Here is a 21,095-nt window from a genome sequence, read left to right on the forward strand (position 1 = left end):
TCGCCTGACGCCCTCCTAGGTTTGCCCAAAGCTTGGGAGGGCGTCATGGCAACCGGCAAGAATATCCGCACCTATTTCGAAGGCCAATGGCACGATGGGGACGCTCCGATCATGCGTGCCGCCGACCATGGCGCGTGGCTGGGCTCGTCAGTGTTTGACGGGGCGCGGTATTTCGAGGGCATGGCCCCGGATCTTCTGGCCCATTGCGCCCGCGTGAACCGCTCGGCTGAGGCGCTGATGCTGACGCCGACGGTGACGCCAGAACAAATGGTCGATCTGGTACGCGACGGGCTGCAGGCCTACGGCCAGGACACAGGCGTCTATATTCGCCCGATGTATTGGGGCATCGATGGTGACGCCACTGCCATTGTTCCAAAGGAAAACAGCACCGGTTTCGCAATTTGCCTGGAAGAGATTCCGATGGCGCCCGAGACGGCCTCGGCCACCTTGACAACCACGCGCTTTCGCAGGCCGGTTCTGGAATCTGCCGTTGTGCATGCCAAAGCCGGATGCCTTTACCCCAACAACGCCCGCATGCTGCAGGAGGCGCGCTCCAAAGGGTTCTCGAACGCACTGGTTGCGGACGCGATGGGCAATGTGGCCGAGACCGCAACCGCCAATATCTTCATGGTCCGGGACGGAGAGGTCTTTACCCCGATCCCCAACGGCACCTTTTTGGCAGGGATCACCCGCGCGCGTCACATCAAGAACCTGCGCGCCGATGGCGTTATCGTGCACGAAACGATTCTGGGCTTTGACGATTTCCATCAGGCGGATGAGGTGTTCATGTCCGGGAACATGAACAAGGTGACGCCGGTAACCGCGCTGGACGACACGCAATTTCAGATTGGCCCTATTGCCCGCCGCGCCCGTGGTCTTTATTGGGATTGGGCTGCCAGCGATCGCTAGCTGAATATGTGGGCATTGCCCGAGTTGCCAGCGCGCAATCGGTCGGGCATCATCCCCAAAAAAGAATGAGGACACCCATGCGCAAGTTCCTGGTCGTACTGGATGACAGCCGTGAATGCCTGAATGCGATGCGCTTTGCCGCAATGCGCGCGGCCCATACCGGCGGCGGCGTCACGATCCTGTCGGTCATCCCGCCGGACGAGTTTAACCACTGGATCGGTGTGGCCGAGGTCATGCGCGAAGAAGCGCGCGAACGTATCCACGCGCATTACGAAGTGTTCGCCAAGTGGATGCGCGACAAACAAAACGTCGAGCCGGAACTGGCGATCCGCGAAGGCGATCCGGTGCCTCAGATCATCGAACATGTGCAGTCCGACCCCGAAATCGGCGTGTTGGTTCTGGGGGCGGGCACCGACAAAAAGGGGCCCGGCCCGCTGGTTACGCAATTGACGAAGAACTCGGGCAGCCTGCCGATCCCGATCACAATCGTGCCCGGCGATCTGAGCAAGGAAAAGCTGGAAGAAATCACCTGATATGGGGGCGGCGGTCGACTTCTGGTTCGAATTCGCCTCGACTTATTCCTATCTCAGCGCCATGCGCATCGAACAGGCCGCCACCGCAAAGGGCGTGACCGTGAACTGGCAACCGTTCCTGTTGGGGCCGATCTTTGCCGATCAGGGCTGGACCACGTCGCCCTTCAACCTCTACCCCGCCAAAGGCCGCTATATGTGGCGGGATATGGAGCGGTTATGCGATGCGCGCGCCTTGCCGTTTCAACGCCCGGACCCGTTCCCGCAGAACGGCCTGCACGCGGCGCGTTTGGTTCTGGCCATCGACTCGCCAGACCAAAAGGCGCGTTTTGTCCGCGCCGTCTACAGCGCCCAGTTTGGTCAGGGTCGCGACATTTCGGATCAAGGGACTCTGCTGGACTGTCTGCGCGATGCGGGTCTGCCGTCTGATCTGTTGCAGCGAACGGCGGATTCGGACGTCAAGGCCGCGCTGTTTCAGCAAACGGATCGGGCCAAGGCGGCAGGTATCTTTGGCGCGCCCAGCTTTCTGGTCGGGGATGAGCTGTTTTGGGGCGATGACCGGCTGGATCAGGCGCTGGACTACGCCGCCTCAATTTAGAATAGTTCCAAATCTTGACTTCCCCGACTGCGACGCGCATATCAATGGCACCTTAGACGGAGCTGTCCCATGTTCATTCAGACCGAATCCACTCCAAACCCGGCCACATTGAAGTTTTTGCCCGGCCAGACGGTGCTTGAGGCGGGAACAGCCGATTTTCCAACCGCCGAAGCGGGTGAGAAATCCCCTCTGGCCAAGCGCATCTTCGGCGTTGACGGCGTGACCGGCGTGTTCTTCGGGAACGACTTTGTCACCGTCACCAAATCGGATGACGTGCAGTGGGACCACATCAAACCCGCCATCCTTGGCGCGGTGATGGAGCATTACCAGTCCGGTCAACCCGTTATGGGTGCGGACGCAACAACGGCATCCGGTCATGCGGAACATACCGGTGAGGATGCGGAAGTCGTCAACCAGATCAAAGAGTTGCTGGACAGCCGCGTGCGCCCCGCAGTGGCGCAGGATGGTGGTGACATCACCTTCCACGGCTTTGACCGGGGCGTGGTTTACCTGCATATGCAGGGCGCTTGCGCCGGGTGCCCCTCGTCCACACTGACCCTGAAAATGGGTATCGAGAACCTGCTGCGCCACTACATCCCCGAAGTGACCGAGGTTCGTCCGGTTGCCGTCTGACCCGACAATACTGGCATTTGACACATCGGCCGCGCATTGCGCGGCCGCTTTGCTGCGGGGTGGACAGATCGTCGTATCCGTGGCCGAGGCCATGTCACGCGGACAGGCCGAACGGCTGATGCCCCTATTGGAAGAGGTGTTGGCGCAAGCGGGCTGTAGCTGGGCAGATCTGGACGCCATTGGCGTCGGCGTCGGGCCCGGAAACTTCACCGGCATTCGCATTTCGGTATCGGCGGCCCGGGGGCTGGCCTTGGGCCTGAACGTCCCCGCCGTGGGTGTATCTGGCTTTGACGCCTTGGCCGACATTGCCCCGGACACCCATATCCCCACCATCCCGGCACCGCGCGATCAGGTCTATGTGCAAACGGCTGACTCGCCCGCACGCCTGATATCACTGGAAGAGGCCAAGGTATTGGGGCCGCTCTACTTCTGCCCCGACCCGGCAGCGCAGGCGCAAGCCATTGCGCGGGTTGCAGCACGTCGATGGAACTCCGAAACCCTGCCGCCTGCGCCTTTATACGTCCGCCCCGCCGATGCGGCACCGTCCAGCGACACACCTCCGGTCTTGCTGGACGAATGACACCTCGGGATCTGGCCGCAACACATGCCGCCGCTTTCACCCAATCCCGTCCTTGGACGGCGTCCGAGTTCGCTGATCTGCTGACCAACCCGTTCACCCACTGCATCGGCACGCCCAAAGCCTTCGCTCTGTTTCAGGTGATTGCGGATGAGGCGGAGTTGCTGACCATCGCGACTCACCCCAGCTATCAACGGCAGGGGCTGGGCCTGCTGTGCATGAACGACTGGCACGCAAAGGCTGCGCAACTGGGCGCGACACGGGCGTTTCTGGACGTAGCTGCCGACAATCGGCCCGCAATCGCGCTGTACCATCGCTGCGGATACCGGGTGTGCGGTCAGCGCAAGGGCTACTACCGCCGAGAAAACGGCCCAAACTGCGACGCAATTGTCATGGAATGCGCCCTGCCCTGACGGTAAGTGGCAATTTTCGGACCAAACGGTCAAAAATCTATTGACCCCACCTGTTGCAAACATCCTTAATTCCCGCCATCACAACAGTTATGCTCGCTCTGAGTGGGTAATCGGGGCTATCCTTGGCCTTGGACCAACGACAAAAACAACGGGAGTAAGAAATGACCCTCATGAAATCTCTGATGGGTGCCGCTGCGGCGGTCGCACTGACAGCTGGCGCAGCCCTGGCCGAACCGGCGCTGATCTTTGACCTGGGTGGCAAGTTCGACAAGTCGTTCAACGAGGCCGCACATAACGGCGCACAGCGTTGGGCAGATCAAACCGGCAAAACCTACCGCGAGATCGAGCTTCAGTCGGAAGCCCAGCGCGAACAGGCCCTGCGCCGCTTTGCCGAGGCCGGTGCCAACCCGATCATCACCATGGGCTTTGCCATGGCCGATCCGCTGGCCGCTGTTGCCGGTGATTACCCGGACACCAAGTTTGTTGCGGTTGACGTGACCTGGCTGGAGGCTCCGAACATCCGTCAGATCGGTTTTGCGGAACATGAAGGATCGTATCTGGTCGGCATGATGGCAGCGATGGCGTCCCAGTCGGGCACCGTTGGCTTTATCGGCGGCATGGACATCCCGCTGATTCGCCACTTTGGCTGCGGTTACGCCCAAGGTGCCAAGGCCGTGAACCCGGATATTGAAGTTGTCGCCAACATGACCGGCACCACCCCCGCGGCATGGAACGACCCGGTGAAGGGTTCGGAACTGACCAAGGCGCAGATCAGTCAGGGCGCTGACGTGATTTACGCGGCCGCAGGCGGCACCGGCGTTGGTGTTCTGCAAACCGCAGCCGACGAAGGCATCCTGTCGATCGGCGTGGACAGCAACCAGAACCACCTGCATCCGGGCAAAGTGCTGACCTCGATGCTCAAGCGCGTGGATGTTGCCGTTTATGACGCCATGAAGGCGGGTGAAGACCTGCAAACCGGCGTCTTCTCGATGGGTCTGGCGGAAGAAGGCGTTGGCGTCGCCATGGACGAAAACAACGCAGAGCTGGTCACCGAAGAAATGAGCTCGGCCATCGAAAGCGCACGGCGCGACATCATCGACGGCAATGTCTCGGTTGTCAGCTACTACGAGAACGACAGCTGCCCGGCACTGCAATTCTAAAACCCATGCGGGGCGGAGGGTCTCTTTCGCCTCGCTTTTTCCTTCTGCCGCGCCGGTTGCGCGGTCCCTTCGGCAATTGAGGACACGACATGACCGTCCCCGCCATTGAGCTCAAAGGGATTTCCAAAGCCTTTGGGCCGGTTCAGGCCAACAAAGACATTTCCATCAGCGTTGCCCCCGGAACGATCCATGGGATCATCGGTGAAAACGGTGCGGGCAAATCCACGCTGATGAGCATCCTCTACGGGTTTTACAAAGCCGACAAAGGCGAGATCTGGATCAACGGCACCAGGACCGAGATTCCGGACAGTCAGGCGGCGATTGCCTCGGGCATCGGGATGGTGTTCCAGCATTTCAAGCTGGTCGAAAACTTCACCGTTCTGGAAAACATCGTTCTGGGGGCCGAGGATGGCGGCATGCTGGCGCCATCGCTGGCCAAGGCGCGTAAGGAACTGAAGGCGCTGGAAGAAGAATACGAGCTGTTCGTCGATCCCGACAAACGCATCGACGAGATCGGCGTTGGTATGCAGCAGCGGGTCGAGATCCTAAAGGCGCTGTACCGCCGGGCCGAGATTCTGATTCTCGACGAACCCACCGGCGTTCTGACCCCGTCCGAGGCGGACCAGCTGTTCCGCATCCTCGACCGGCTGCGGGCCGAGGGGAAAACGATAATCGTGATTACCCATAAACTACGCGAGATCATGGAGAACACCGACACTGTTTCGGTCATGCGGCGCGGGCAGATGACGGCCACTGTCAAGACGTCCGAGACCAGCCCTGAAGAACTGGCCGAGCTGATGGTGGGCCGCAAGGTTCTGCTGCAGGTCGATAAAGTGCCTGCAAAGCCGGGCAAACCGATTCTGGAAATCGAAAACCTGCAAGTCTTTGACAGCGCCGGTGTTGAGCGGGTCAAAGGCATCGACCTGACCGTCCGGGCCGGTGAGATCGTCGGCATTGCCGGCGTTGCGGGCAATGGTCAGTCGGAATTGCTGGAGGTTCTGGGCGGGATGCGTCCGGGTCAGGGCTCCATCAAGCTGAATGGCGTGCCGCTGCCGCTCAGCGGGGCGGGGTCGGATGGACAGGCGCGGCGCGCGCAGCACATTGCCCATGTGCCCGAAGATCGGCAGCGCGAAGGGTTGATCATGGACTTCCACGCCTGGGAAAACGTGGCCTTCGGCTATCACCGCGACCCGGCTTACAAACGTGGCATCTTCATGGATAACGCCGCCCTACGCGCCGATACCGAAGCAAAGATCGAGAAATTCGATGTCCGCCCACCGAATGGCTGGCTGACGGCCAAGAGCTTTTCGGGCGGGAACCAGCAAAAGATCGTCGTCGCGCGCGAGATTGAGCGCAATCCCGACCTGCTGCTGGTCGGCCAGCCGACCCGAGGTGTCGATATTGGCGCGATCGAGTTCATTCACAAACAGATCGTCGCCCTGCGCGATCAGGGCAAGGCCATCCTGCTGGTCTCGGTCGAGTTGGAGGAAATCTTCTCACTGTCCGACCGGATTGCGGTGATGTTTGACGGACATATCATGGGCGAACGTCTGCCCGCCGAGACGGATGAGAAAGAACTGGGCCTGCTGATGGCCGGTGTTGCGGGAGAGGCCGCGTAACATGGATAAAATGCCCAAATGGGCCGATGTCGTGCTGATCCCGGTGATCAGCCTTCTACTGGCCGCAATCCTTTCGGCGCTGGTCATTCTGGCCATCGGAGAAAACCCGGTCGAAGCCGTGAACCTGATGGTCACCGGCGCGCTGGGATCGACCTATGGCTGGGGCTATACGCTGTATTACGCCACCAACTTCATGTTCACCGGATTGGCCGTGGCCGTCGCGTTCCACGCGCGGATGTTCAATATCGGGGGCGAAGGTCAGGCAATGCTGGGCGGGCTTGGCGTTGCCATGGTCTGCCTTTATGTCCCCTGGCCGCATTGGAGCATTGCCCTGCTGGCCGCCTGTGCCGCCTCGATGCTGTTTGGCGCGGCATGGGCCGCGATCCCGGCCTATCTGCAAGCCAAGCGCGGCAGCCATATCGTGATCACCACGATCATGTTCAACTTCATCGCCGCCGCCTTCCTGAACTACATGCTGGTTAATGTGATGCGTCCACAGGGCTCGCAAGACCCGGCGACCGCGCGCTTCCCCGAGGCTGTCCACCTGCCGACATTCCAGTCGATGTTCTCAACCGCCGAGAATGTGATGTTCCGGGGGGCGCCTGCCAATATCTCGTTCTTCGTGGCGATTCTGGCCTGTGTGATTGTCTGGGCCCTGATCTGGCGCACAAGGCTGGGCTATGAAATTCGCGCCTATGGCCATTCGGAAACCGGGGCCGTTTATGCCGGTATCTCGCCCGTGCGCATCACTATCATCGCGATGCTGATCTCGGGCGCACTGGCGGGTCTGATGGCAATCAACAACGTGATGGGTGAGGCGGAACGGCTGGTTCTGAACTCGACCGAAGGCGCGGGCTTTATCGGCATCGCGGTGGCCCTGATGGGCCGGTCGCACCCGTTCGGCGTATTCCTTGCGGCGCTGCTGTTCGGCTTCCTGTATCAGGGCGGCGCAGAACTGGCGCTTTGGACCTCGATCCCGCGGGAACTGATCGTAGTCATTCAGGCGCTGGTCATCCTGTTTACCGGGGCGCTCGACAACATGGTGCGCATGCCGCTTGAGAAACTGTTCCTGGGTCTGCGGAAGGGGGCTGAGTGATGGAGTTCTTCGTTACCCTCATCCAGGTCCTCGATTCGACCATCCGTCTGGCCACGCCGCTGCTGCTGGCCTGTCTGGCGGGGCTTTATTCGGAACGCGCGGGTATCTTCGACATCGGGCTTGAAGGCAAGATGCTGATGTCGGCCTTTTTCTCGGCCGCCGTCGCTGCCGTAACCGGTTCGGTCTGGCTGGGCCTTTTGGCAGGGATCGGCGCGTCGCTGGTCCTGTCAGCGCTGCACGGGGTGGCCTCGATCACCTTCCGGGGCAATCAGCTGATCTCGGGCGTTGCCATCAACTTTCTGGCCTCGGGCCTGACCGTGCTGATCGCCCAAAGCTGGTTCCAGCAGGGCGGACGCACCCCGTCCCTGTTTGGGCAAGGCCGGTTCGAGCCAATCGAGTTTCCCTTTGCCGAAGCGCTGAGCGGTGTGCCAATTCTCGGCCCGATTTACTCCGAGCTGCTGTCGGGCCATTCGATCCTGGTTTACATCGCCTTTCTGATGGTGCCGCTGACCTGGTGGATCCTGTATCGCACCCGGTTCGGCCTGCGTCTGCGGGCGGTGGGTGAAAACCCGGCGGCGGTGGACACGGCGGGCGTCTCGGTTGTTGGTCTTCGCTTTGCCGCAGTGGCCATCTGTGGCGTGCTCTGCGGTATTGCAGGGGCGTATCTGGCAACCGCGCTACAGGCCGGGTTCGTCAAGGAGATGACCGCAGGCCGGGGCTTTATTGCGCTGGCGGCGCTGATCTTCGCGAAATGGCGCCCGTGGCATGCCATGTGGGCCTGTCTGCTGTTCGGCCTGCTGCAAGCCGTTGCGCTGCGGTTCCAGAATATCGATCTGGGCGGAGTGGTGATTCCCGTTCAGGTAATGGACGCCCTGCCCTATATCCTAACCGTTGTCATTCTGGCCGGGTTCGTAGGCAAGGCGGTACCGCCCCGCGCGGGTGGTGAGCCCTATGTAAAGGAACGCTGATAAGTCCAGTTTCGAGACAATTCTGGGTCCTGTTTGCTGCAGAGCGGCATGCACAGTTGATTTTGCATGCCGCAACCGCTCTAAAAGGGTATGTGCGTGTTTCCTTTGCCAGACAGCAGCGTGACCAGGGGTCTACAGATCACCTCGATACGCTGCCAGGCTGTCACGGAAACGTACAAATTCCGGTGTTTAACCATCCCAATTGATCGCGGCTTTGTCGCATTGAACTGGCCCCATTCGCCCGACTAGAAGACAACATGCAGATCTACCTTCCCATCGCCGAAGTCTCCGTGAATGCCTTTCTTCTGTTAGGGCTGGGCGGGATGGTCGGCATCCTGTCCGGAATGTTCGGTGTTGGGGGCGGCTTTCTGATGACGCCCCTGCTGTTCTTCATCGGCATCCCGCCTGCCGTCGCGGTTGCGACCGAAGCCAACCAGATCGTTGCCTCGTCCTTCTCGGGCGTGCTGGCGCATTTCCGACGAAAGACGGTCGATCTGAAGATGGGCACGGTGCTTTTAACGGGCGGCCTGATAGGCGCGGCCCTGGGTGTGGTGATTTTCAACTACCTCAAGGGGCTGGGTCAGGTCGATCTGCTGGTCACCTTGTGCTACGTCGTGTTTCTGGGCGTTATCGGCAGCCTGATGTTCGTCGAAAGCCTGCGCGCGCTTCGGCGCGTAAAAAAGGGCAACGCCACCCCTGCCAAGCGCAGACAGCGCGGCTGGGTGCATGCGTTGCCGTTCAAAATGCGCTTTCGGACCTCGGGCCTTTATATCTCGGTCATTCCGCCGGTTCTGGTCGGACTGTGCGTGGGCGTTCTGTCAGCGATCATGGGCGTCGGCGGCGGTTTCATCATGGTACCCGCGATGATCTACCTGCTGGGCATGCCGACCAAGGTCGTGGTTGGCACCTCGCTGTTCCAGATCATCTTTGTCACCGCCTTCACCACCATGCTGCACGCCACCACCAACTACACCGTTGACGTGGTATTGGCGGTTCTCTTGCTGGTCGGAGGTGTCATCGGCGCGCAGATCGGCACCGTAATCGGCGCGCGTATGCCGGCCGAGCAACTGCGTGTTCTGCTGGCCGCGCTGGTTCTGGTCGTCTGCGGCAAGCTGGCGCTGGACCTGCTACTGGAACCGACCGAGCTGTTCTCGCTTGGCGACAGCGGAGGGCACTGAGAATGTTGCGCCCTCTGATCGCCGCTTTGTGCCTGTTGTGCCTGCCCGCCGCCGCAGCCGAGGAACAGGTTGTTCTGGGTCTCAGCCAGGACCGTGTTGCCATCACCGCCAATTTTGACGGCTCCGAGATCCTGATCTTCGGCGCCATCAAGCGCGAGGCCCCGATCCCCGAAGGGCCCCCGCTTGAGGTCATCGTGTCCGTCGCAGGCCCGTCCGAACCGATCACGGTGCGGCGCAAGGAACGGAGGTTCGGTATCTGGGTCAACACCGACAGCGTTCTGGTCGATCTTGCCCCCAGCTTCTATGCCGTCGCCACAAGCGCGCCGTTTGACGAGATCATCACCGACACCGAAGATCTGCGCTATCGCATTTCCATCGAACGGGCGATCCGCTCGGTCGGGGCGGCGATGCATATTCGGGGCGCTCAGGAATTTGCCGATGCGGTGGTGCGGATTCGCGAAAACGAAGACCTGTATTCGATTCGGGAAAACACGGTCGCGGTGGACGAACAAACCCTGTTTCGCACCTCGATCGCGATGCCCGCTGACCTGACCGAAGGCGATTATGTGGCGCGGATTTACCTGACACGGGGGGGTGAGGTTGTCTCGCAATACGAAACCACCATCGACGTGCGCAAGGTGGGGCTGGAGCGGTTCCTGTACAACATGTCCCGCCAGCAGCCTGTTCTTTACGGCCTGATGTCGCTGGTCATCGCCATTGCTGCAGGTTGGGGCGCATCAACCGCCTTCCGTCTGCTGCGCGAGAAGTAACGCTCAGCCCCGTCCGATATAGGGCATCGTGGTGGCCATCACGGTCATGAACTGCACGTTCGCCTCGGGCGGCAGATTGGCCATGTGCAAAACAGATCGCGCCGCGTCCTGCACGTCCATTGTCGGGTCCGGCGTTTCACCGTTTGCGACGGCCGCATCGACAAGCCCCTGAACCATCTGCGTGCGGGCGTTTCCGATGTCGATCTGACCGCAAGCGATGCCAAAGTCGCGCCCATCCAGTGACAGGCTGCGGGTCAGCCCGGTGATGGCATGTTTCGTGGCCGAGTAATGCACCGAGTTGGGTCGTGGAACATAGGCCGCAATCGAGCCGTTGTTGATAATCCGCCCCCCTTGTGGCGCCTGGCTGCGCATGATCCGAAACGCCTCACGCGCGCACAGGAACATCCCGTTGAGGTTCACGTTGACGCTTTGGTACCAATCCTCCAGCGCGATTTCGTCGATTGTGCCGCCGGGGGCAAAGATGCCCGCGTTGTTGAACAGCACGTCCAGCCGATCAGCCCGGTTGGCAAAGGATCGAAAGGCACGGGCCACGGCGATGGGGTCCGTCACATCCGCAACCAATGGTACAGCCCGCGGTTGACCCTCGGCCATGGCGGCCAGCTTGTCTTCGCTGCGGGCCAACAGGCCGACCATCCAGCCCTCGGCCAGAAACAGCTCGGCCGTGGCCCGCCCGATGCCCGAGCTTGCGCCAGTGACGATGATGGTTTTCATGTCTCTTCCGCCTCCAATGTCAGGGATGCCGCCGGGACCGCGCGCAGGTCGTCCACGCGCAGCGGATGGGTGGGTTTCGACAGTCGGTTGCGCACCACCCAGATCAGCCGCTCCTGCGCCCGAGTGATGGCCACATAGGCCAGCCGTTTCCACAATGGCTGCCCAGCCTCGGTCCGGCCCATCCGGGCTGCTGCATAGATGTCTGGTGCAAAGACCTGCACCGTGTCCCATTGGGACCCTTGCGCCTTGTGGATCGTCACCGCCGCGCCGTGCAGAAACGTTGCCCCCATGCGGGCGGCATAGGGGATGAATGGCTCTTCTTCGTCCGGCTTTTCGATCTGCACAATCGACGCCGCACTGACCTGAGGGTCCTCGGCCCCCATCACATGCAAGCGCGAAAACCCCGGCTTGCGCCCCGGCCCAAGATAGACAACCTGAGCGCCCTTGATCAGCCCGCGCGCCTCAAGATCCAGCCGCTTCTTGCGGTGCTTCAGCGGCAATTCGATCCCGTCACAGATCAGAGGTTCGCCTTCCAGCAACTCAGTATCCGGCGCGCCATGGACCTGCCGAAACGCTTGGATCAGCCGGATACGCGTCGCGTTGCGCCAGACCAGAACCGGGCTGCGGGCCATCAGATCAACCTCGACCCGCTGGCCCCAGACCACACGGTCGTCGCGGCGGGCGGTGTCTTCGACCAGACGCTCGAAATCTTCGAACCCCATCGCAGGGTCTGCCAGCGCATGGGCCAGATCGAGGATCGGGTTATCCGCGTCCTGCCGGTGCACCCGGTGCAGCACCAGCTTGCGCGGCTCTGGCAGCGCCTCGAACACCATGCTGCCGGATTGGTTGACCGGGGCCAGCTGAGCGGGGTCGCCGAACATCAGCAGGGTCGGAAAGATCTCTTTCAGGTCTTCGAACTGCCGGTCATCCAGCATCGAGGCTTCGTCGACAAAACCGATATCCAGCGGCTCATCCCGGCGCTTCCAGCCAGTGATGAAATCCGATCCACGCAACCCCGCAGCCGCCAACGCGCCGGGAATTGATTTGTTGTTCTCATAAAACGCCGCTGCGCGGTCCAGCGCCTCATCTGTCAGGCCCTCGATCTCGGGCCGGTCGTCATTACCGGCCAGCCATTCGGCGATGCGCTCGTATTCTGGGTCGTAAACCGGCGTATAGAGGATGCGGTGGATGGTTGTGGCCGGAACACCGCGCAGGCGCAGGACGCTGGCGGCCTTGTTCGTGGGGGCCAGAATCGCAAGCGTGCGCTTGTCCCTGGATTTCCGGCTTTCATAGTCGCCCGACACGATCTGAACGCCGGTTTCGGCAAGGGCCTTATACAGCTCTGCCAGCAACAGGGTCTTGCCCGACCCCGCCTTGCCGATCACCGCCATCACACCGGATTTTCCGGCCCCCGGCAGTTTGAGCAGCGCATCATCTTCCAGGTCCACACCGGCTGAGCGCAGCATCTCGGCGATGCTGTCATATGCGGCGGCCTGATCGTCCGAGAAGGTCACATTGGGCAAAGACATGGCGCGACCCTACAAGGCCGCGCCAGCCACCACCAGATGCGGAATGCCGTTTTCGCCGCCGTCAGGCAGACAAGGCAAACCGGTGCCGTCTGCCGGGGCCAAAAGCAGTCTTGAACCACAGGCGCGACAGGTCGCGCGGGATGCCCGCCCGCGCCGCCACGCGATTGCAGTCATCTGCCGAATAGGGCCACAGCCCGACCGAGATCTGATCGCGCCCCTTGCCTTCTGTCCCCAGAACGATCGGGGACGAGCCGATCATGCGATAGATGCGTATCATCCGCGCATCAAACACCCCGGCGATATGGGTCAGGCCGAACGCTTCCATCATCTCGCCCCCGCTGAGCATGATGGCCCCGGCGGTATGCGGGCTGGCGGTTCGGGACAGGCAAAAGCGCGTCACCTCCCAGATCAAGGGGCTGCAGATCGGCTCGCCCTCGTTCAGATGGCCAAAGACCTCGTTCACCATCACAGGGCCTGTTGTGGGCAGCACCCGCATCGAGCCACCATGGCTGCCATCGGGTTCTTCCCAGATGACATAGAGCGGATTGAGATCGTCATATTGATCCCGCTCTTCCCCTTTTTCGTTAACGTGCACGTCCCAACCCAAACGGGTTTTGAACTGATCTGCGCGATCGCGAAACATCCCCTTGGCCAGAATTGGAAATTTGTGCAGCTCGTCAGCATACAGATAACGCAACATGACGTGTTCCCCTCGTCGTTCTTTTAAGAACGAAAGGGGTACAGAGACGTGGTTAATTAACTGTTCGAGGACCGTACGTTGCTTAAACCACTATTAACCCGCGGCTGAGTGCCGTGGCTATTGCGTGCGTTGTGTTCTGCGCGCCCAGCTTCGACCGCGCGCTTTCGATATAGACGCGCAAAGTATGCTCGGAAATCGATAGCGAATGGGCCACCTGCGCGCGGCTATATCCAAGCGCCAGCAGGGTAATCGCGTCGATCTCTCTGGGTGACAGGCCACGCGTCGACTCAGGCTGCCTGTCCTTTTCAAACTCCAGCGCTTTGCGATTGATGTAATGCGCTACCAGGATCAGCTGCTGCCCGTAGGTCGAGATGAAATCCTGCCAGGTCTGGTCGTCGCAACTGTGGTTCACGGTGAACAGCGCGAATTGCCCGTTGGGCCCCCGGATTGGAATCGAATAGCCCTGGTTGCCGATCCCATGCGCCAGTGCGTCCTGAAGAAAGGCCTTGGCCACTTTGCTCGACCAGTCCAGCGCCTTCCAGTCAACCGGGTGGAACCGCTGGAAACAGCCCAGAATGACAGGGTCGATGCGGTGGTAGTTCTTTTCCCGATACCGTTCGTCCCAGTCATCGGAATAGGTGGTACAGCCGTATTGATCACCGGCCCCGTCCACCCAGTGATAGGTCAGATGTGCGACCTTCAGACGGTCACGTAATCGAAATGCAACCGCGCTGAGCTCGTCAAGCGTGCTGGTGTTTTCCAAATCCTGCAGGATCTGACCCAAATCGAGTTCTGTTCCCATCCGCGGGCGCCCGTGCCTCATCCTTCATGGACGCAATCTCGGCCGCAGCGATCAGCCGTGTATCATCCAGCTGCTCGGCCAAGGCGGTTAACCCATTCGCAACGGCGAACGCGTTGAGGTCCGACAATACGTCCAAAATCCACTCATTTTGCGCCATCAGGGTCTCTCTGAAACAGTTAACGAAGGGTTAACACAACCATAACATGTATGATCTTTTTCAGCCTATTCACCGGTTTCTACTCCCCAAAAACAGCGAGGGGTGATTTTGCAACCTGTTGAAAGGCCGAAGGACGGGCGTAAAACGCAAAACACCCGCGAACCGAAAGGCCGATTCGCGGGTGTTTCTTATCTTTTTCGCGGGCGGATTAGGGACGCGCGTCCAACACCTCTTCCAGGGTGCGCATGCCGGTCCGCGGGGCCTGAACCAGTACCGACATGTTGCCCGGCTTATGCTCGTTGCGCAGCATTTTCATATGCGCCTCGGGCAGATCATTCCACGAGAACACTTCGGACATGCAGGGGTCCAGACGACGCTCGACCATCAGCTTGTTCGCGGCTGCGGCCTGTTTCAGATGCGCAAAGTGCGAGCCCTGCAGGCGCTTCTGGTGCATCCACATGTAGCGCACGTCGAAGGTGCAGTTGAACCCGGTGGTGCCGGCGCAGATCACAACCATGCCGCCTTTCTTGACCACAAAGGTCGAGACCGGGAAGGTGCTTTCGCCCGGATGTTCGAACACCATGTCGACATTGTTGCCTTTGCCGGTGATGTCCCAGATCGCCTTGCCGAATTTGCGGGCCTCTTTGAACCACTCAGCATATTCGGGTGTGTTCACGGTGGGCAATTGACCCCAGCAATTGAAGTCCTTGCGGTTCAGAACGCCCTTGGCGCCCAGACCCATGACAAAGTCACGCTTGCTTTCGTCCGAGATCACACCGATCGCATTTGCGCCTGCGGTGTTGATCAGCTGGATCGCATAAGACCCCAGACCACCCGAGGCACCCCAGACCAGAACGTTCTGACCGGGTTTCAGGTCGTGCGGCTCGTGACCGAACAGCATCCGGTAGGCGGTGGCCAGCGTCAGCGTGTAGCAGGCGGCCTCTTCCCAAGTCAGGTGCTTGGGGCGCGGCATCAGCTGCTGTGCCTGCACGCGGGTGAACTGGCTGAACGAGCCGTCGGGCGTCTCGTAACCCCAGATGCGCTGGCTGGGCGAGTACATCGGATCGCCGCCGTTGCATTCTTCGTCATCGCCATCGTCCTGGTTGCAGTGGATGACAACCTCGTCGCCGACTTTCCAGCGCTTGACCTTGTCACCAACGGCCCAGACGATGCCCGACGCATCGGAACCGGCAATATGATAGGGCGCCTTGTGGCCGTCAAACGGGCTGATTGGCTGACCCAGTGCAGCCCAGACGCCGTTATAGTTCACGCCCGCGGCCATCACCAGAACCAGCACTTCGTTGCTGTCCAGGGTCGGCACATCGACCACTTCCTGCTGCATGGCGGTGTTGGGCTCACCATGACGTTCTTTCCGGATTGCCCAGGCATACATCTGCTTGGGCACAAACCCCATCGGAGGGATTTCCCCCATCTCATAGAGGTCCTTTTCGGGTGCCTCGTACGACGCGATACCGCTTTCGGTGTCCAAAGCCATGCTGGCCTCCTTCTCTCAATACCTTTGCCGCGACGCAGAATCGCGCGCTTCATCGACTGGAATATTGATCGACGCGAAATATTGCAACCGTTTTTGGATCGAATTTGTAATTTTATGACCCCGCAGGTGCAGAAATTTCTTTCGCATCCGCAGAATCATCGGAATTCCTGTGGTTGGGCAGTGAGTTGGCGTAGAAATCGAGAAGATCGCCGCGCTGGCCAGACAGGCATAGCATGTCCCCATCTCGGCTCAGAATGCGGCGCTCGACAAACTGATCCAGCGCGTCTGTCACGGCTGTCGCCGTCTCGGCGGATTCGCCGCCATCCTGCTCCATCATCGCAACGATCCGAGCCTTCACGTCCTGCTCGGGCATCGGACCGTTTTCGCGCAACAACGAACACGCCGCCGGGCCGGGCACCATCGGTATCGCCGCCCCGATCCGCACCATCAACGTGCGGGCCAGATCGGTCATGATATCATCGCCCTCCCTGGCCGAGAATTCCTTGAGCGAGATCGGCTGGCCATACCGCACCGAGGCCACCCCGAACCGTTTGTACCGCCCGATCAGGCGGCGCCAGAGCTGCTTAACAATCCAGCTGGTGATGACACCGATCCGCGCACGAAAGCGCCGCTCGGTCCCCAGAGCGGCATGGGTCAAAATGGTGTCTTCCAGCACCCGGTCATAATTCAAGGCCACAGGCACGAACACAACATCCCGCCCGTCCGGCGAGGTGCCATCGATGATGTATTTCAACAATCCCAGCTTGGGCCGACCCAGCGCGCCGGTCAGGCTCAACCCGCCTTCGGGGAACATCGCCTGTGTCACGCCCGCCTCGGTCGCGTGGCGGACATAGCTGGCCAGAACCTGCCGATACAGCTCACTACCGGACTTCCGCCGTATGAAATACGCCCCCATTGCCCGGATCAACCGGCTGAGCGGCCAGACCCGCGCCCATTCCCCCACAGCATAAGACAAGGCCGACTGCTGCGCCGCCAGATAGGTGACCAGCACGTAATCCATGTTACTGCGGTGATTCATGACAAAGACAACCGTTGCCTCGGGGTCGATGTCCTTGACGGCGCTTTCGTCTTCATAGCTGAGGCGCACGTTGTAGAACGTGTTGCTCAGCAACCGGGCCAAACGAATGGCAAAGCTGAAATAAGCAAAGGCCGAGAACGAGGGCACGATTTCGCGCGCATAGCGGCGGGCCTTTTCAAAGGCCACCGCCTCGGGGATGCCTTCCTCGCGCGCGTGATTTTGTACGGCGTGCCCGACCTGCGGGTCATAGATCAGCCGCTGGATCATGTCATGCCGCCGCGCCAGCTTGAACGGCTGAATCGGGCGTTGCAGACGTTTGTTCAATCGCGACACCGCCCGTTCCAGCCTGCGGCGAAAAAACCAGCGCACCGATGGGAACAGGAAATGCGACGCGAACGTGACCATGGCAAAGACCACGATCAGCAGGAAAAGCCAGAGCGGAAGTTCCACGGTTTGCATCATGTCGGCACAGTGCCACTAATCGAAACCGCTCACAATCTGCACAATTTTGAAATGCCGCAACGCAGCGAATTGACATGTCCTGAAAATTGCGCTTTAGAACCCTCATACGTAATTTTGTTACCCAACGACATGCGAGGCCCGCCCATGACGCAGACGCAGAAAGACCGCCCCTGGCTGATCCGGACCTATGCCGGTCATTCCACCGCCAAAGCCTCGAACGCGCTGTATCGTGGGAACCTGGCCAAAGGTCAGACGGGCCTGTCGGTGGCCTTCGATCTGCCGACGCAAACCGGCTATGACAGTGACCATACTCTGGCCCGTGGCGAGGTTGGCAAAGTGGGCGTTCCGGTCTGCCATCTGGGTGACATGCGGGTTCTGTTCGACCAGATTCCGCTGGAGCAGATGAACACCTCGATGACGATCAATGCCACGGCCCCGTGGCTGTTGGCGTTGTATATCGCGGTGGCCGAAGAACAGGGCGCGGATGTCTCCAAGCTGCAGGGCACAGTGCAGAACGACCTGATCAAGGAATACCTGAGCCGTGGCACCTATGTCTGCCCGCCCAAACCGTCGCTGAAGATGATCGCGGACGTGGCCGAGTACTGCTATACCCACGTGCCGAAATGGAACCCGATGAACGTGTGTTCCTATCACCTGCAAGAGGCGGGCGCGACGCCGGAACAGGAACTGGCCTATGCGCTGGCCACCGCCATCGCGGTTCTGGACGAATTGCGCCCTCGTGTACCGGCCGAGGATTTCCCGGCGTTGTGCGGACGGATTTCGTTCTTTGTGAATGCGGGCATCCGCTTTGTCACCGAGATGTGCAAAATGCGCGCCTTTGTCGACCTTTGGGACGAAATCCTGCAAGACCGTTACGGCGTCGAGAACCCCAAGTTCCGCCGATTCCGCTATGGCGTTCAGGTGAACTCGCTGGGCTTGACCGAGCAGCAGCCGGAAAACAACGTCTATCGCATTCTGATCGAAATGCTGGCCGTGACCCTGTCGAAGAAGGCGCGCGCCCGTGCGGTGCAGTTGCCCGCGTGGAACGAAGCGCTTGGCCTGCCCCGCCCGTGGGATCAGCAATGGTCGATGCGGATGCAGCAGATCCTGGCTTATGAGACCGACCTACTGGAATATGGCGACCTGTTCGACGGCAACCCGGCGGTGGACGCCAAAGTCGAAGAACTGAAAGAAGGCGCGCGCGCAGAACTGGCCAACCTCGATTCGATGGGGGGTGCCGTTGCCTCGATCGAATACATGAAATCCCGCCTTGTCGATTCCAACGCCGAGCGCCTGAACCGGATTGAACGCAATGAAACCATTGTGGTCGGCGTGAACAAATGGATCGAGGGCGAGCCCTCGCCCCTTCAAACCGAAGATGGCGGGATCATGGTTGTTGATCCGGCTGTCGAGCAGAAACAGATTAACCGCCTGAACGACTGGCGCGCCGAGCGGGATGATGCCGCCGTTATGGCCGCACTGGCCGCGCTGCGTGAGGCTGCGCAGAACGGCACAAATGTGATGGAGCCGTCGATTGCCGCCGCAAAGGCCGGTGTCACCACCGGTGAATGGGCCGAGGAAATGCGCAAGGTTTACGGCACCTATCGCGGCCCGACAGGTGTGTCGGGCTCGGTTTCGAACAAGACCGAAGGTCTGGACGACCTGCGCGCCGCGGTGGACGCCGTCAGCGACAAGCTGGGCCGCCGCCTGAAATTCCTGGTCGGCAAGCCCGGTCTGGACGGCCATTCGAACGGTGCGGAACAGATCGCATTCCGTGCGCGGGATTGCGGTATGGACATCAGCTATGAAGGTATTCGCCTGACCCCCGAAGAGATCGTGACCGCCGCCGCAGATGACGACGCGCATGTCATCGGTCTGTCGATCCTGTCCGGCAGCCATCTGCCGCTGGTCGAGGATGTCCTTGCACGGCTGCGCAAAGCGGGTCTGGATCACATCCCTGTCGTTGTCGGCGGAATTATTCCGGATGAGGATGCGGAACAATTGAAGGCCATGGGCGTCGCAAAAGTCTACACCCCCAAGAATTTCGAACTGAATTCGATCATGGGCGATATTGTGGAATTGGTGGACCCGAAAAACCTGGCCGCTGAATAACGGACGTTTTAACCAATTATTTCCCCGTTTCTATTCCCAATTCATTGGGAGTAGAGTATCGCGTTGTTTGCAATTGCGGTGCGCCTTGGCGCACGCGGTAACACTTATCAGGACGGAGACAAGATTATGGGGATAAACCTGGAAACGATGTCGCGAAAAGAGCTGGTATCTCTGCGCGAAAACGTCGAAAAAGCCCTTGTAAACGCTGAGAAACGTGAACGTCAGGAAGCGCTGAAAGCGGCGGAAAAAGCAGCCGCTGAATTTGGCTTCTCGCTATCCGAATTGTCCGGCGACGCGCCGCGTTCCGTAAAAGGAAGCAAGGCACAGGCCAAATACCGCAACCCTGCAAATCCGGACCAGACATGGACAGGTCGTGGCCGGAAACCGCAATGGGTTCATGATGCGCTTAAATCGGGCGCGGATATTTCCGATCTGGAAATCTAATCAGGACAGGTGCCGAAATGACGATTCATATTGGCGCGGAAAAAGGTGAAGTCGCCGAAACCGTTCTTTTGCCCGGCGATCCGTATCGCGCGAAATGGGCCGCTGAGACGTTTCTGGACGATGTAAAGCAGGTCAACAACGTTCGGGGCATGTTGGGCTTCACCGGCAGCTGGAAGGGCAATCCTGTCACCATTCAGGGCAGCGGTATGGGAATGCCGTCTTTGTCGATCTACGTGAATGAACTGATCCGGGACTATGGCGCGAAAACGCTGATCCGCATCGGGTCCTGCGGTGGGATGCAGGACAGCGTGAATCTGCGCGACGTCATTCTGGCAATGACTTCGACAACGCTCAGCACCCCTTCGCGGGGCATCATGAAAGAGATGAATTTTGCCCCCTGTGCGGATTGGGATTTGCTGCAGGCCGCCGCAGTGGCGGCCAATGCAAAAGGCACGCCCACCCATATCGGCGGCATCTATTCCTCGGATGTGTTCTATGACGAACGCCCTGATCTGAACGAACAGATGGTGCGTCACGGCATTCTGGGCGTCGAGATGGAAGCGGCCGAGCTTTACATCCTCGCCGCCCGCCACAAATGCCGGGCCTTGGCCGTTTTGACCGTGTCCGATCATCTGCTGACCGGTGAGGCGCTGCCCTCATCCGACCGCGAAAGCAGTTTTGGTGATATGGTCGAGATTGCCCTGCACGCCGCCTTTCCGGACGCGGGCTAAACTGGAACGGGCAGAGGACCCCTCTGCCCGGTTTCTATCGGCCTGAAGACTGGCGCAAACATTGGGTTGGGCTGTCAGAACTTTCCGTTTTTGCGCCGCAATAGGCGCAGACCCACAGACCTTCATCGCGATGTTGCCGCCATCGGCACTCGCGCGTCAGTGAAGACGTGCGCGACCGCCAGAAGAAATAGGCAAAGACCCCGGCGGCCAGAAGTATCAAGAGAACGGGCATGGTTCTGTTTCGCCCATACCGTCGGCTACTGGCAAGCCGTCAGGCGGCGTTTGCGTATTCAAACAGCTCGGGCTCTCGCGCCTTTAGGGCCAGCGCCGGTTCCGGCGTGTAATAGGCCCAGGCCTGCTCAAGCATGTCCAGCGTTTCTTTGGCGGTCACTTTCGGGGTTTGTGGTTTTGTTGTCATCGGAGTGATCCTGATTTGATCCC

22 protein-coding genes are annotated in these 21,095 nt (G+C 60.2%); 15 read left to right on the forward strand and 7 right to left on the reverse strand.

Annotated elements, in window-relative coordinates:
- Positions 1-45 precede the first annotated feature (45 nt).
- The 12 genes from ACR0LW_RS08305 (at position 46) to ACR0LW_RS08360 (ending at position 10,451) form a co-directional block, all read left to right on the forward strand.
- A complete protein-coding gene (locus ACR0LW_RS08305) occupies positions 46-909 on the forward strand; it encodes a branched-chain amino acid aminotransferase (protein ID WP_480882232.1) in 864 nt (287 codons plus the stop codon).
- Positions 910-986: 77 nt separating this feature from the next.
- A complete protein-coding gene (locus ACR0LW_RS08310) occupies positions 987-1,442 on the forward strand; it encodes a universal stress protein (RefSeq protein ID WP_170455593.1) in 456 nt (151 codons plus the stop codon).
- A 1-nt stretch (position 1,443) separates the two neighbouring features.
- Positions 1,444-2,037, forward strand: coding sequence for a DsbA family protein (locus tag ACR0LW_RS08315; protein ID WP_480882233.1), 594 nt, complete (start codon positions 1,444-1,446; stop codon positions 2,035-2,037).
- A gap of 69 nt (positions 2,038-2,106) precedes the next feature.
- Positions 2,107-2,670: a NifU family protein gene (locus ACR0LW_RS08320; protein WP_170455597.1), complete on the forward strand. Its 564-nt coding sequence runs from the start codon at positions 2,107-2,109 to the stop codon at positions 2,668-2,670.
- Positions 2,660-3,250 carry a tRNA (adenosine(37)-N6)-threonylcarbamoyltransferase complex dimerization subunit type 1 TsaB gene (gene tsaB, locus ACR0LW_RS08325; RefSeq protein ID WP_480882234.1) on the forward strand — a complete coding sequence of 197 codons (591 nt, stop codon included), beginning with the start codon at positions 2,660-2,662 and terminating at the stop codon, positions 3,248-3,250. The genes ACR0LW_RS08320 and tsaB overlap by 11 nt, the downstream gene beginning before the upstream one ends.
- A complete protein-coding gene (locus tag ACR0LW_RS08330; protein ID WP_480882236.1) occupies positions 3,247-3,660 on the forward strand; it encodes a GNAT family N-acetyltransferase in 414 nt (137 codons plus the stop codon). Before tsaB ends, ACR0LW_RS08330 begins: the two co-directional genes overlap by 4 nt.
- Before the next feature lie 161 nt (positions 3,661-3,821).
- Positions 3,822-4,820, forward strand: a complete 999-nt coding sequence (locus tag ACR0LW_RS08335; RefSeq protein ID WP_170455603.1) for a BMP family ABC transporter substrate-binding protein — start codon at positions 3,822-3,824, stop codon at positions 4,818-4,820.
- Between the two features lie 89 nt (positions 4,821-4,909).
- Positions 4,910-6,439, forward strand: coding sequence for an ABC transporter ATP-binding protein (locus ACR0LW_RS08340; protein ID WP_170455605.1), 1,530 nt, complete (start codon positions 4,910-4,912; stop codon positions 6,437-6,439).
- Position 6,440: 1 nt separating this feature from the next.
- A complete protein-coding gene (locus ACR0LW_RS08345) occupies positions 6,441-7,535 on the forward strand; it encodes an ABC transporter permease (protein ID WP_170455607.1) in 1,095 nt (364 codons plus the stop codon).
- On the forward strand, positions 7,535-8,503 hold the full coding sequence (locus tag ACR0LW_RS08350; protein WP_170522285.1) for an ABC transporter permease: 969 nt from the start codon (positions 7,535-7,537) through the stop codon (positions 8,501-8,503). Before ACR0LW_RS08345 ends, ACR0LW_RS08350 begins: the two co-directional genes overlap by 1 nt.
- A 257-nt stretch (positions 8,504-8,760) precedes the next feature.
- Entirely contained in the window at positions 8,761-9,681 is a 921-nt protein-coding gene (locus ACR0LW_RS08355) for a sulfite exporter TauE/SafE family protein (protein ID WP_170455612.1), read from the forward strand.
- 2 nt (positions 9,682-9,683) lie between these two features.
- The gene (locus tag ACR0LW_RS08360) at positions 9,684-10,451 is read left to right on the forward strand and encodes a TIGR02186 family protein (protein WP_170455614.1); all 768 of its coding nucleotides are present in this window, start codon (positions 9,684-9,686) and stop codon (positions 10,449-10,451) included.
- A gap of 3 nt (positions 10,452-10,454) precedes the next feature.
- On the opposite strand, the gene ACR0LW_RS08365 is transcribed toward ACR0LW_RS08360, so the two are convergent.
- From ACR0LW_RS08365 to ACR0LW_RS08390, 6 genes are all read right to left on the reverse strand, one after another.
- Positions 10,455-11,183 (reverse strand): SDR family oxidoreductase, encoded by a 729-nt coding sequence (locus ACR0LW_RS08365; RefSeq protein WP_480882238.1) that lies wholly within the window; start codon positions 11,181-11,183, stop codon positions 10,455-10,457.
- Positions 11,180-12,712, reverse strand: coding sequence for an AAA family ATPase (locus ACR0LW_RS08370; protein ID WP_170522281.1), 1,533 nt, complete (start codon positions 12,710-12,712; stop codon positions 11,180-11,182). Before ACR0LW_RS08370 ends, ACR0LW_RS08365 begins: the two co-directional genes overlap by 4 nt.
- 61 nt (positions 12,713-12,773) lie before the next feature.
- On the reverse strand, positions 12,774-13,412 hold the full coding sequence (locus ACR0LW_RS08375) for an acyl-homoserine-lactone synthase (RefSeq protein WP_480882240.1): 639 nt from the start codon (positions 13,410-13,412) through the stop codon (positions 12,774-12,776).
- Positions 13,413-13,494: 82 nt separating this feature from the next.
- A complete protein-coding gene (locus tag ACR0LW_RS08380; RefSeq protein ID WP_480585720.1) occupies positions 13,495-14,214 on the reverse strand; it encodes a helix-turn-helix transcriptional regulator in 720 nt (239 codons plus the stop codon).
- A gap of 365 nt (positions 14,215-14,579) precedes the next feature.
- Positions 14,580-15,866, reverse strand: coding sequence for a crotonyl-CoA carboxylase/reductase (gene ccrA / locus ACR0LW_RS08385; RefSeq protein WP_170455623.1), 1,287 nt, complete (start codon positions 15,864-15,866; stop codon positions 14,580-14,582).
- Positions 15,867-15,978: 112 nt separating this feature from the next.
- Positions 15,979-17,367, reverse strand: coding sequence for a 1-acyl-sn-glycerol-3-phosphate acyltransferase (locus tag ACR0LW_RS08390; protein WP_480882242.1), 1,389 nt, complete (start codon positions 17,365-17,367; stop codon positions 15,979-15,981).
- Between the two features lie 144 nt (positions 17,368-17,511).
- Here ACR0LW_RS08390 and ACR0LW_RS08395 point away from each other — a divergent pair, with 144 nt between their 5' ends.
- From ACR0LW_RS08395 to deoD, 3 genes are all read left to right on the forward strand, one after another.
- Positions 17,512-19,479 (forward strand): methylmalonyl-CoA mutase family protein, encoded by a 1,968-nt coding sequence (locus ACR0LW_RS08395; protein WP_480882243.1) that lies wholly within the window; start codon positions 17,512-17,514, stop codon positions 19,477-19,479.
- 126 nt (positions 19,480-19,605) lie between these two features.
- Positions 19,606-19,923, forward strand: coding sequence for an H-NS histone family protein (locus ACR0LW_RS08400; RefSeq protein ID WP_170455626.1), 318 nt, complete (start codon positions 19,606-19,608; stop codon positions 19,921-19,923).
- 17 nt (positions 19,924-19,940) lie between these two features.
- Entirely contained in the window at positions 19,941-20,654 is a 714-nt protein-coding gene (gene deoD / locus ACR0LW_RS08405) for a purine-nucleoside phosphorylase (protein WP_480882245.1), read from the forward strand.
- 271 nt (positions 20,655-20,925) lie between these two features.
- Here the strand turns inward: deoD and ACR0LW_RS08410 are convergent, their stop codons facing one another.
- A complete protein-coding gene (locus ACR0LW_RS08410; protein WP_480882246.1) occupies positions 20,926-21,072 on the reverse strand; it encodes a hypothetical protein in 147 nt (48 codons plus the stop codon).
- Positions 21,073-21,095: the final 23 nt, after the last annotated feature.

It is taken from the genome of Ruegeria sp. N4 (genome assembly GCF_056531425.1).